The sequence below is a fragment of the Phycisphaerales bacterium genome, assembly GCA_035627955.1.
In the GTDB taxonomy this organism is placed as follows: Bacteria; Planctomycetota; Phycisphaerae; order Phycisphaerales; family UBA1924; genus JAEYTB01.
In genome coordinates this window covers 231,564-244,132 of sequence record DASPKU010000002.1, presented here as the reverse complement: position 1 = coordinate 244,132, position 12,569 = coordinate 231,564, and the positions used below count along the sequence as shown (strand labels likewise).

Sequence of the window (12,569 nt, the reverse complement as noted above, 5' to 3'; positions counted from 1 at the left end):
CGTTGAAGTCGCTGCCCTGGCAGTAGCAGGTCTCGCAGCAGGTGCCGCCCAGGCAGGCGAAGAACGCCTCGATGTCCTGGTCGGTGCCCGAGTCGCCGTCGCCGTTGTAGTCCTGCGGGCCGCACTCGTTGCCGGGGCAGGGCGTGCCGCAGCTCGTGGGCTGCACGTCGTACACCGACAGGCTGGTGATACTGCCGGTGTCCAGGCCCGCGTTGTCGGTGAGGGTGATCGTCCAGGTGCCCTCGAGGGGCTGGCCATTGAAGCCCGCGAGCGACTCAAAGGGCTGGTACGCCCCGGCCGGCACGTTGTGGGTGGACACGTTCGTGCAGCCGGTATCGATGCTCGCCGAAGCCAAGCCCGTGAACCGGTACTCGCCCGCCAGGTTGTCGCTGAACCCGTTGACCCCCGTGCCGGGCACGCCCGGACGGTTGATGAAGGTCGCGGTCGTCGTGCCGTTCGAGATCGTCGCGATGACGTCCCCGACCCACGTGTGGTTCATGCCAAGCGTGATGCCCAGGTTGCTGATCGTGCCGCTGCCCGCGGGCACGGTGACCGTCAGCGTGCGCATGCCGGGGGTGTTGTTGGCGAAGTCGGGGAGCGCCGCGGGGAGCGCGTCACCGGTGGCGTGCTGAGTGCCGGGCGTGCCCGAGCAGTCAGACCCGTCGCCCAGGTACGTGCCGCCGCCCTGCGTGCAGTTGTACATCGTGGCCATGCCGCAGGTGCCGCCCGTGCAGCAGCCGCCCACGGGGGCCGCCGTCAGGTTCATCGGGATGGAGCCGGCGAACGAGCGCGACTGTGCGTCGGTCACCGTGAAGGGCAGGGTCACCGTGCCGGCCGTCAGGGGCTCCGCGGCCGTGGCCAGGTAGCTGAACACGCCGTCGCCGGCGGTCTGATCGCCGTGGCTGCCGTCGTCATAGAACGCCTGGCTGGCGGAGCCGTTGATGGCGGTCAGGTTCGCGGTGACGGACACGCCCGTGCTCGGGGGCTGCTGCGCGGGCGTCACCGCGACCTTCAGGAGCGAGGTCCCGGTGATGGCGACCGTGTTCGGCGTAGCGCTGCCCGAACCCGAGGGGTTCGCGAGGTCGCAGAAGTAGCGGATCATCGATCCATTGGTGATCGAGCCCGCGGTGCTGCACGAGAACTGGTCGAACGTGCCCTGGGTCTGCTGGATGCCGACGGTGGCGCTCGCGCCCCCGTTCACGATGTTGCCGTGGATGATCTCGATGCGGGGTGAGCCCTCGAACAGCCGCACCTCGAAGTCGGCGCGGTTGGCGCTCCCCAGGTAGTTGGTCCGCCACTCGATGTGGAACACCTGGCTGCCGGGGTCGCCGGTCACGGACGTGAAGATGCCGTTGCCCGTGCCCGCGGTGGTGAGGTCGTCCCAGTGGGCGAAGATCACGGGGCCGGGCACGCGGTTGAACGCCACCGCGCCGGTGTTCGCCGCCAGGCACACGTTGCTGTAACCGGTGCCGGAACCCGCGGCGAAGGACACCCAGCCGTTGCTGCAGATGTACGCGGTGTTGTAGTCAACGCCGTAGAAGTTGACCGTGAACGGCAGCGCCACCGTGGTGGTGGTGTCGTCGGCATGGTTGCCGATGTCGGTGACACCGGGCTCCACCGTCCCGCCGCCGGTCGTCCGGATGTACGTCGTGCACTGGGCCGACGCGTAACCCGCCAGGAGCGACAGTCCCGCCGCTCCAAGCAACAACAACCCCTTGCTCTTCATGTTCGCAACCCTCCAGAGAGAAACACCAAGGCCCGGTCCAACGCCGCGCTCAACAAGAGCCGACGAGAACCCCATCCCTTGCGGGCCAGAATGAAACCAGAATACCCACGAATGAGATGGAACCAACGCCTATTTGCCGCGCCGGGTGTACCGGGGCGGGGCCGCGGGGTTGCCGCGGAAGCATGCAATTGCTCCTAACCGCTGCGGGCACAGCCATTTACAGTTCGCCTCCAGGCCCCAGGAGCGTGCAAACACCGGCGCTCCCCGGTATAACAACCTGGAACCGGGGAGCCCGCCATGAACGCCGCCGCGCTCGTTCTCGTGCTGTCGTCGACCGCCCTTGGTCAGACCTTTCACGCGATCCCCGACCTCCCCGGAGGGACCAGCCTGAACCGCGCCCGGGCGATCTCGCCCGATGGCACGGTGACCGTGGGCGGCTCCAGCGGCAACGGCGGCGACGAGGCCGTGCGCTGGGTCATCGGCGCGCCCGCCCCCCAGGGCCTGCACGACATCCCCGGCGTGATGTCCTCCTCCGAGGCGCAGGCGTGCTCGATGCAGGGCGCGGTGATCTATGGCTTCGGCGCCAACCCTTCGGGGGACCTCGAGGCCTTCCGCTGGACGCCGGGCGTGGGCCTGCGCCCCCTGGGGTTCCTGCCCACGGGTGGGTACAGCAGCCGCGCCTACGGGTGCAGCGCCGACGGCGAGGCCGCGTGCGGCGAAAGCCTGTTCCAGGGGACGGGGGCGCCCCCGCCGCTGCCGGTGACGCAGGCCTTCCGCTGGACCGTGGCCGGCGGCATGCAGGGCCTCGGCTGGCTGCCCGGCGCGTCGTTCTACTCCACGGCCCGGGCCATGTCCGCGGACGGCTCGGTTGTCGTCGGCTGGGCCACCGACGCCACCTTCGCCAACCGACCCTTCCGCTGGACGCAGCAGACCGGCATGGTCGACATCAGCGGCGGCCAGTTCTCCGGCACCGCCCGCGGCGTCTCCTCCGACGGCCAGTGGATCGTCGGCTCCGACAGCACCCTCGGCTTCGCCTTCCGCTGGCATACCTCGCAGCCCCTCGGCACGTACACCACCCTGTACCCCGGCCCCTGGGCAAGCTCCGCGGTGGCCGCGGATGTGTCCGACGACGGTCGCATCGTGGTGGGCGCGAGCACCGGGCGCGCGGTGATGTGGACGGTCGACGGCGCGGGGCCCATCTTCGCTACTGAACTGAGCACCCTCGCGCCGGCGGGCTGGAACTTGCAGGTTGCGCACAGCGTGTCCAACGACGGGCGCACCATCGCTGGCTACGGCCTCAACCCGCAGGGCCAGACGCAGGGCTTCGTGCTCGTGCTCCCCGCGCCCAACTGCGACCAGAGCGTGCAGGACTACAACGGCGACGCCGACTCCGGCACCGACCAGGACATCGAGGCCTTCTTCGCCTGCCTTGGCGGCACCTGCTGCCCGACCTGCCACCCGCGCGGCTCCGACGTGAACGGCGACGGCGACGCGGGCACCGACCAGGACATCGAGGCGTTCTTCGCGTGCCTGGGGGGGACCTGCTGCTTCTGATCGGGGGTTCCGATGCTGAGGGGGAAACTGCTTTGCACGTTGGTTGCAGCGGTCGCAAGCGCTGGCCGCGCCGACAACATCCGCTGGATCAACACGGCGGGGGGGAACTTTGAGGACCCTGCCAACTGGGAGACCGGGCAGGTCCCCGGCGCGGCTGACACAGCGGTTTTCGATCTCATCGACCCTGTCACCATCGCCGTCAACACCGACGCGCCGCTTCCAGCCTTTCTGCCCTCCCGGGGCGATGTCACGATCAACGCCCACGGTCGGACCTGCACCTGGCGCGGCGTCGTGGGACCGGCCATCGTCCCCTCCGTGCTGCGCATCAACGGCGGCACGTTCACGCTCGCGAGCGGCGCCTTCCTGAACATGCACCCCAACGCCACGCTCGAACTGAACGGGGCCTCGGTCTCGGGGCCGACCCACACCGCTGTGGTCGGTCTCGACTCCGGTCTCCGCGTGAACGGCGGGGCGCTGGTCATCGGCAGCCTCATCTCCGGCCAGGGTGTCATCCGCGTCAGCAACGGCGGAACGATTGACGCCAACACCTTCAACAACAGCTCCCCCTGCGTCAACACGGTCACGGGGCCCGGCTCGCTGATCCACGCGAACACCCTCACCTTCCGCGGCGTTCTCAGCGTGCTCGACGGCGCGCTCGTGCACGCGGACCCGTCGTCCTTCTCGGCCGTGAACTGCGCTGTGACTGTTGCCGGCGCCGGCTCGGAGGTCCGCACCATCCGTGCCTTCCCGGACACGAGCTTCACAATCAGCGCTGGTGGCAGGGCGCTCAACGGCTACTTCGAGGGGCCGGTGAACATCAACGCCGGCGCCGAGTTCGTCGGCAGCAACTCGTTCACCGGCGTGACCCGGGTCGCGGCGCAGGCGCAGGTGCCGGGCGGGGCGTTCTTCGGACGCGCGCACCTCGACGACGCGAGTTTCCCCGGATCCCCGGTCCGCCTCACCGGCGGGCTGACCCTCGACCTTGATGGACTGAGCGACCGTGATGAACCGTTGATCGCCATGGCCCAGTTCACGCTCCTCAGCGGCTCCCTCATCGTGAATCTGCGGAATGCCAACGCTCTCCGCGTGAGTGACGCCATACCTCTCGTCGCTCACCCCACGTACACCTTCAGCTCGGCGCAGCTGCCCACGATCGGCGGCGGACGCGTGCTCGCGATTTCGCCGCCGCCGCTCATCTCGCTGCTGGTGCAGGCCGGCGGCGACCCGTGCTGGTCCTCGGACTTCAACGGCGACGGGGACTACGGCACCGATCAGGACATCGAGGCGTTCTTCGCCTGCATCGGCGGCGCCTGCTGCGCCACCTGCGCTTCCGCGGACTTCAACAGCGACGGCGACACCGCCACCGACCAGGACATCGAGAGCTTCTTCCGCGTGCTGGGCGGGCACCCCTGCTGAGGACCGGCAGGGGTCGGGCCCCGGGGCGGAGGGTCGCACTCCACCTACCCTTCTGCCCCTATGCACCTCTCGCTCCGCTGGCTCAATGACCTGCTCGCCCCTGGGGACCTTTCGGCCGCGCAGGCCGAGGACATCCTCATGAACCTGGGGTTCCCGATCGAGACCTGGGAGGGCGACACGTTCGACCTGGAGGTCACGAGCAACCGGGGCGACATGCTGTGCCACCTGGGCGCGGCCCGCGAGGTGGCCGCGAAGACCGGGCGCACGCTCAAGATGCCGGCGCCCGAGCTGCGCGAGGACGCGGGCGCGGGGGCCGCGGGCGAGCACCTGACGCTCATCAACGCGACGCCCGAGGTGTGCCCGCTCTTCACCGCCCGCGTGATCCGCGGGGTTAAGGTTGGCCCCTCGCCCGCATGGCTGCGCGAGAAGCTCGAGGCCGTGGGCCAACGCTCGATCAACAACGTCGTCGACGTCACCAACTTCATCAACTTCGAGCTGGGCAACCCCTGCCACGCGTTCGACCTCGCCAAGCTAGAGGGCCGCACGCTGCACATCCGCTGGGCGAAGGACAAAGAGCCGCTGACGACGCTCGACGGCAAGAAGCGCACGCTTGCCAAGGACGAGCTGGTCGTCGCCGACGCGAGCAAGGCCACGAGCCTCGCGGGCGTGATCGGCGGGGGCGACTCCGAAGTCTCCGAGTCCACCACCGACGTCGTGCTCGAGATCGCCACGTGGGACCCCGCGACCGTGCGGCGGGCGTCGCGCCGCCACCAGGTCCGCACCGACGCCTCGCACCGCTTCGAGCGCATCGTGGACCCGCGCACGATCGCGCTCGCCCTGGACCGTGGCGCGGCCCTCATCGCCCAGGTTTCGGGCGGCAGGGTCTGCCCCGGCGTGCTGGCCCAGGGTCGCCCGCTGCCCGAGCCCACCCGCATCCGCTTCCGCCCCCGCCGCTGCACGGCGCTGCTGGGCATCGAGGTCGGCGTCGATGACATGGTGCGCTACCTGAACGCCGTGGGTGTTGAGGTCGGCCCCATGGGACGCGGCGGCGAGGAGCTGCTCTGCGCCGCCCCCGCCCACCGGCCCGACCTCACCCGCGAGGTCGACCTGATCGAGGAAGTCGCCCGCCTGCACGGCCTGGACAACATCCCCATCAACGACAAGATGCTCGTCGCTGTGCGCCCGCCGCAGGCCGTGGAGCTCGCGCGGCGGGAGATGACGTCGCTGCTGACGGGCTTGGGCTTCTACGAGACCGTCACGTTCAGCTTCACGACGCCCAAGGACGCGGCCATGTTCATGCCGCAGGGCGTCGAGGAGGCCCGCGTCGATGACGAAAGGCGCGGCGGCGAGCCGAGCCTGCGCCCCAGCGTCCTTACCGGCCTGCTCACCGTCCGCCGCAAGAACCAGCACGCGCAGGTCCGCGTCCCCGGCGGCGTGCGGCTGTTCGAGGTGGCGAGCATCTTCGGTCAGAGCAAGGCGGAAGACACCGGTCGGGAGACCGGTGCCACCCAAGGCAGGACGATCGAGACCACCACGCTCGCGCTGCTCGCGGATGTCGCGGTCAAGGGCAAGACGGCGAGCACGGGAGAGCTCCAGCACGGCGTGCGCTCGCTCCGCGGCGTCATCGAGTCGCTCGTCACCGCCCTCGCGGGCACCAAGGCGACGCTGGAGTTCGCGCCGATCAGCGCGCCTTACGCGCCCGCGTTCGAGCCGTCCTCGTTCGCGAACATCCGGTTGAACGGCCAGCAGCTCGGCTACCTGAGCCTGCTCACCAAGGCGACGCTCGCCCACTACGACCTGAGCACCCCGGTGGTGGTGGCAGAGCTCAACCTGCCGCTGCTGCTCGCGCAGTACCCGCCCAAGGGGAGTATCGCGCACTTGCCCGAGTTCCCCGGCATCGAGCGCGACCTGTCGGTCGTCGTGGACGAGCGGGTGGCGTGGAAGCAGATCGAGGACGCCGTCCGCGGCTCTGCGAAACCGCCGCTGGAGCACGTGGAGTTCGTGACGACCTTCCGCGCTGAGAAGCTGGGCAAGGGCAAGAAGTCGGTGACGCTGCGGCTTTCCTTCCGCGAGCCCGGGCGCACGCTGCGGCACGAGGAGGTCGATGCCCCGGTTGCGGGGGTGGTGGAGGCGCTCAAGAGCGCGGTGGGGGCGGAGCTGCGGGCGTAAGAGGCACCCGTCGCTGACGCTCCGGGCTCGTTGGGACGCTCCGGGCTCGTTGGGACGCTCCGGACTCGTTGGGACGCGTCGGGCTCGTTGGGGGTGGTGCATATTCATTCAGTCCCGTCGGCGCGGTGGGTCGAACGACCCGGAGTGCATCGAGCACGCGTTTTCGGTCGCACGGGTGCAGCGTGCGTGGCAAACTTGTCGGTGGAGCCCGGGGGTTCGCCTCTGTTGGTTTCCTGCGCGAAAGGCTACTATTGACCGCGCGGGGTATGTTCCCGCGAGACCCTGACTCCGAGGAGGTGACGTGACGATCCAGACCAGCCACCCAACCAAGGCCTCCTCCCTGTGGCCGACGCCCGCCGAGATCGGCGACAAGCCGCTCATCTGGGTCAACGGCCAGCTGCTGCCCAAGAGCAAGGCAATGGTCAGCGTCTACGACCACGGCCTGCTGTACGGCGACGGCGTGTTCGAGGGCATCCGCGTCTACCAGGGCCGCATCTTCAAGTGCCAGCAGCACATGGACCGGCTCTACCGCTGCGCCGAGGAGATCAACCTCAAGATCCCCATCACCAAGGAGGAGATGGTCACGATCCAGCGGCAGTGCATCGAGGCCAACAACATCACCGAGGGCTACATCCGCCTGGTGGTGACGCGCGGCTACGGCACGCTGGGGCTCGACCCCCGCCGCTGCCCGGTGCCCGGCATCATCTGCATCGCCGACCAGATCTCGCTCTACAAGCCCGAGTTCTACGAGAGCGGCATGCGGGTGGTCGTCGCCAAGCGGCCCAAGACGCCGGTGGCGTGCCTGGACCCGCGGGTCAAGAGCCTCAACTACCTCAACAACATTCTCGCCAAGGTCGAGGCCATCGAGGCCGGGTGCGACGAGGCCATCATGCTGTCCACCGACGGCTACGTGACCGAGTGCACCGGCGACAACATCTTCGTGATCAAGGGCGGGCAGATCTTCACGCCGCCGGTGACGAGCGGCAACAGCGGCGCCCTTGAGGGCGTCACCCGCAACTTCGTGATGCGCGAGCTGGCCCCGGCGTGCGGGCTGAAGGTCACCGAGAAGCTGATGAAGCTGGAGGATGTGTACGCCGCGGACGAGGTGTTCCTCACCGGCACCGCGGCCGAGATCATCGGCGTGCACCAGGTCGGCGACCGCAAGATCAGCGCCGGCGAGGGCCCGCTCACGAACAAGCTGCGGAAGAAGTTCCGCGAGATCGTGACCAGCGGGCATGTGCCGGAGGATTGAAGACGGACCTCTCGCGGAAGACGCGGGGGCGCGGAGAAAGACAGAAGACCAGGAGCCCGGGTGTGAGTGCCCGGGCTTTTTCGTTTGTTACCCTCCCGCCATGCCCACCATCTACACCACCCGCGTCACCCAGAACTTCCGCCCGCGCGACGCCGACCCGCTCGCCGAGGAAGCTGACGCGCGGCGGGCCATCGAACTCATGGCCCAGGTGCACGCGGGCTGGCTGCGGAGCACGCGCAACACCAACCCTGGCCTCACCGCCCCCGCCGTCCCCACCGCGGGCCTGGACACCTCGCAGCAGAGCCTGTTTTACGTCGCAGCCATCACCTTCACCGGCCCCGACGGCCGCGACCTCGACGGCTACGGCGCCGCCATCGGCCTCCTCGACGACGCCCCCACCCTCACCGTCTTCGTCAGCCGCGGAGACGACCCCGTCATCCTCGCCACCCCCGAAACCAGCGTGTGGATACAGGTGGTCGGCGGAGGGGAGCTGCCCGACCCCAGCGAGAGCCCGCAGAGGCGCGGGAACGAGGAGTAGAGGCGAGTAGAGTCTCACCGCCAGCGACAACCGAGCCGTCCACACCATCACGGACAAGTTCTGGGGCGAGTTCGAGAATGCGTCACGTCCACGTTTGTGCCGATGGAGGAGCGTGAGGCGAATGCGAGATGGCGGAAAGGGACATGTTAATCGCCGGCAATCGCCTGGCTCCCATTCTCACTCTTTGTTCTTTCGCCGCCGCCTCCAGAAATCACCTATGAGTTCGTTCAGGTTCAGTCCAAACCCTGCGAAGTTCGGCTGTAGCATGAGAATCTTGTTGGCCCTGTTCAATGCGTCCGATTCGGAGTTGGCCTCACGTATCACTTTTCTGAGAAGTGTTTCGAGCTCGACACCACCGGGGCCGGGTGCGAGGTAGATCTGTCCGAGGAGTTCTCTCAGTTCATAGGGTCTCGTCGCGCCGTCGGGAAAATACTCACTCGCCCCGGTTGCCTCAATTTTGAGCAGGTGTTCGTAACCTACCGACACTCTGGGATTGTCGGGGAGAGGAACCCGCTCGATAGCCCCAATACGCTCGTAGGTTGAGTTGATCTCCAGAAGCGTGCCACGGAGCACCGCAAGGAAGGACCGGACATCCTTTCCTGTCACGAACAGGTCGATCTTCTTAGCTGCCTGATCGGCCCGGACAAGGGCACGACACTCAAAGTCAAGGTCGTTGAGCACCACCCCGGTGCGCCAGCGAAACGCCTTCTCGATCCGCCCGTGTTGTTTCACGATAAATCGCGCAATGATTGATCGGGGCAGAAACTCGTACTGCAAGCGGAATCGCACCGCTGCATTTTCATTGAACTGGTGATCGGGCTCTTGTACATCCAAAAGGTCGGGGATGAGCACTCGATCCCCGTCTAATTCATAGCAGAGCTCAAACTTCTTCATCAGTCCGATGATGTAGCGCCTCGATTGAGCCGGATAGTCGAACTCCGCATCGGCCGACTCGCGCTGCTCCCCAAGCACCCGGCCGACCACCCTCATCGGAAGCACGCCCTTCGCCTCCGCTGCTTCTGGCGCATTGAGCACGCGGTAAACTCCGCCCGTCAGCCACTTCGGCTTGAGCACGTGGGTGTCCGAAAGGGCGAAGTCCTCGAAGTGTACAACAACGCCTAGGTCGTGCAGAAAACGTACGAGAGTGTCTCGACTGGGGTCATCTCGAAGTCCGCATCGCCTACAGAGTTCGATGTAATCGTCAACTCCTATGAACGAGGCTGTCATGCACTCGAGTTCTTTCTTCACCCTGAACCACGGCTCAGGCCATAGCGTGCCGACAACCTCGACGGATTTCACCGCCGCTGCGATCGCTGAGCGTAGTTCTTTCAGTCCGACCTGAGACTTGCAGGAAACGCCAAAGTAGCCTTTGATCTGCGGATATTTGCTGACGAGAAACCTTCGGTTCACGTCGTAAGAGGGATGTTCGTCCATCTTGTTGAGCACGACCAGCACTGGCGAATCTCCACCGAAGCTGCGTACATGGTTCAGCCAGTACTCGGCATCTTCATCTTTGCGGCCATCCAAAACTACGACGTAGATACTCCTGGATGTGAGAAAGAACTGATGGGTGGCGTGCATGATCTCTTGGCCGCCGAAGTCCCACAGGTTCACTCGCGCCGGCATTCCATAGTCACCCTGCTGGATCATCCGTATGTTGATCCCGTGCGTCTGCGGCTCGCCAGCGTCGAATCCATCACCGAGTAGGCCCTTGACTAGCGAAGTCTTCCCCGCGCCGCCATGCCCTACCACGATCAGTTTGACCTCGGATAACGGTCTCGCCTTGGCGCGATCGAGAGAGTCCAGGTAGCTCGAGAGCGCGAGCGGCCCATGACGAATGATCTCCTGCGGCGGGAACTCAACGGGGTTGTCGATTAGAAGCAGTCCATGCTCAGTGCGTGGCCTGCGATCCTTCCAATCTTCGTAAGACACGAAGATCGGCATACCCGAGTCGAGTATCTCCCGGGGCACCATCTTGATCTGATTCTCGAAGAGCTGAACAATCCGAAGATGTCGTAGCGACAGAATTGCATGCGGGATCACTTCAATATGGTTCTGACCAAGGTTGATGGATCGAAGGTGCTGCAATCCATAGATCGCGTCAGGAAATCGGGTAAGCCCGAGCCGCGCGAGCGCGAGAGAGACGATCCTCCCACGACTGTGAATCGCTCCGAGCGTCGCGGTGTGCAAGAACTCATTGAGCGGAATGAGTTTGTTACTCGGCGGCTCGCCTGGTCCCGGTGATTGCGGGATTCCGGCGCCAGCAGCGTCTACGACGTCAAGTGCCACTCCAATTTCTGCTTCCAGTTGCTTCAGGGCTCGCAAGTCGTCCGGGTGCACTGAATCGTCGGAGGCAGGTCGCATGGACCCATTGTAAAGCGGCGCGGCGTTCTTGGTCGCTGAAGCCTCGCTGGTGCAAAAGGGGCTGGCCGCCCCTCTTGCGACTCCCTGCTGAAGGCAGTCCGGCGTACGAAAACACACTCTGTTGAAGGCCTGCAGCGCTCCATGTCAGGCCTGCGCGGTTCCGTGACAGGCCTGCGCGGCTCTGTGTCGGGCCTGCGCGGTTCTGTGTCGGGGCTGCGCGGTCGTCGCGCAGGTCTGCGCGGTCGTGGTGCAGGCCTGCGCGGGTCTGTGTCTGGCCTGCGCGCTCGTGTTGCAGGCCTGCGCGGTCGTCGCGCGGGCCCATATTGGACCTTGGGACGCGCAGGAACTGCTGGATTGATGGCGTGTCGCGGGCGGGGTCGGCCGCGGGGGACAGGCTGCAACCAACGACAACGCAAGGGGTTGCGTGACATTGGCGGGTTGCACCGCGGGGCGGCGCGGCCCAGGGCGGGCCCGTGGCGCCCTGGCTCTGTTCCGGGCGGGTCGGGCAGGGCGGCGAGCCCTGCCACCAGCGACGTGTTGACACGCGGCGGCGCCAGGTACTCAGAGGACTGGAAAGCGTCAGGGTGGGGATGGGGCGCGCGGCGCGACAACGACGCCTGCGCGACCTGTGACAATTTTTCCGGGTGGAGGTTCAGGTGCTTCCCCTGAGCGCCGAAACAACTGCTGGAGGAGAGCAGTGTGACGGCCAACAGCCCGCACTACACCGCCGACCTGCGGGTCGTTCAGCGGCGCGGGGGGGCCGGCCGGGGCGGGCGATGAGTTCCGCCGCGGTGCAGGGAAGGACCTTCCGGTGGTTCGGGGGGTTCACGCAAAGGAAAGGAGGTTCACCATGAACCCACCGTTTGTGCCGCGTTCTATCCGTGAGCTGGTCGAGATGGCGGGCGCGATCCTGCCTGTGTGGACCAGCAACGCTGTGGCCGTGGGCCTCAGCGCCAGCCAGTGCACCGAGATGGCGTCCGCGCTGACCAAGACGTCGGACAAGATCAAGGCCGCCGACACCGCCCGCAACGCCAGCAAGGCGGCGACGCTGGACATGAAGGACTCCGCCGCCGAGCTGCGCACGCTGGTGCAGCAGGCGGTGGACCGCATCCGCCTGTTCGCCCTCAGCAGCAGCGACCCCAACGCCGTCTTCGTGCTCAGCCAGGTCCCGCCCCCCTCGGGCCCGACCCCGATGCCGCCCCCCGAGGCCCCCACCGACGTGAGCGCCGACCCCAACGCCGACGGCACCGCCACGATCTCGTGGAAGGGCTCGCTGGCGGGCGGCGCGTTCTTCACGGTGTGGCGCAAGGTGGGCGAGGCCGGCGCGTGGACGCAGATCGGGGCGGTGGCCGCCAAGAAGTTCATGGACTTCAGCGTGCCCAACCCCGGCACCACGCAGGGCGCGACGCTGTTCTACGGCGTCCGCACGCAGCGGAACGTGGAGGTCAGCCCGATGTCGGTGACGGCGACGATCACCTACGGCAGCGGCCCGGGCTTCACCGCCTTCGGCAGCGAGTTCTCCGCCCAGGGCGGGAAGCTGGCGGCGTGAG

General features: G+C 67.0%; 8 protein-coding genes. 6 read left to right on the top strand and 2 right to left on the bottom strand.

All coding sequences use genetic code 11. The features are described 5' to 3' along the window. A partial coding sequence (locus tag VD997_03200) for a choice-of-anchor X domain-containing protein (protein HYE60980.1) occupies positions 1 to 1,726 on the bottom strand: 1,726 nt, incomplete at its 3' end. A 297-nt stretch (positions 1,727 to 2,023) separates the two neighbouring features. On the opposite strand from VD997_03200, the gene VD997_03195 reads away from it, so the two are divergent. The 5 genes from VD997_03195 to VD997_03175 all read left to right on the top strand — a co-directional run bounded on the left by VD997_03195 (position 2,024) and on the right by VD997_03175 (position 8,655). Continuing rightward, positions 2,024 to 3,280, top strand: coding sequence for a hypothetical protein (locus VD997_03195; GenBank protein ID HYE60979.1), 1,257 nt, complete (start codon positions 2,024 to 2,026; stop codon positions 3,278 to 3,280). Positions 3,281 to 3,319: 39 nt separating this feature from the next. Then, positions 3,320 to 4,696, top strand: coding sequence for a hypothetical protein (locus VD997_03190; GenBank protein ID HYE60978.1), 1,377 nt, complete (start codon positions 3,320 to 3,322; stop codon positions 4,694 to 4,696). 60 nt (positions 4,697 to 4,756) lie between these two features. Next, complete coding sequence (pheT, locus tag VD997_03185; protein ID HYE60977.1) at positions 4,757 to 6,865, top strand: phenylalanine--tRNA ligase subunit beta; 2,109 nt, start codon at positions 4,757 to 4,759, stop codon at positions 6,863 to 6,865. A 301-nt stretch (positions 6,866 to 7,166) separates the two neighbouring features. Beyond that, positions 7,167 to 8,117, top strand: coding sequence for a branched-chain-amino-acid transaminase (ilvE, locus tag VD997_03180; GenBank protein HYE60976.1), 951 nt, complete (start codon positions 7,167 to 7,169; stop codon positions 8,115 to 8,117). A 100-nt stretch (positions 8,118 to 8,217) separates the two neighbouring features. Next, complete coding sequence (locus VD997_03175; GenBank protein HYE60975.1) at positions 8,218 to 8,655, top strand: hypothetical protein; 438 nt, start codon at positions 8,218 to 8,220, stop codon at positions 8,653 to 8,655. Positions 8,656 to 8,832: 177 nt separating this feature from the next. Here the strand turns inward: VD997_03175 and VD997_03170 are convergent, their stop codons facing one another. Beyond that, on the bottom strand, positions 8,833 to 11,019 hold the full coding sequence (locus tag VD997_03170) for a COR domain-containing protein (protein ID HYE60974.1): 2,187 nt from the start codon (positions 11,017 to 11,019) through the stop codon (positions 8,833 to 8,835). An 850-nt stretch (positions 11,020 to 11,869) separates the two neighbouring features. Between VD997_03170 and VD997_03165 the strand changes: the two genes are divergently transcribed. Next, on the top strand, positions 11,870 to 12,568 hold the full coding sequence (locus VD997_03165; GenBank protein HYE60973.1) for a hypothetical protein: 699 nt from the start codon (positions 11,870 to 11,872) through the stop codon (positions 12,566 to 12,568). The last annotated feature ends 1 nt before the right edge of the window (position 12,569 follow it).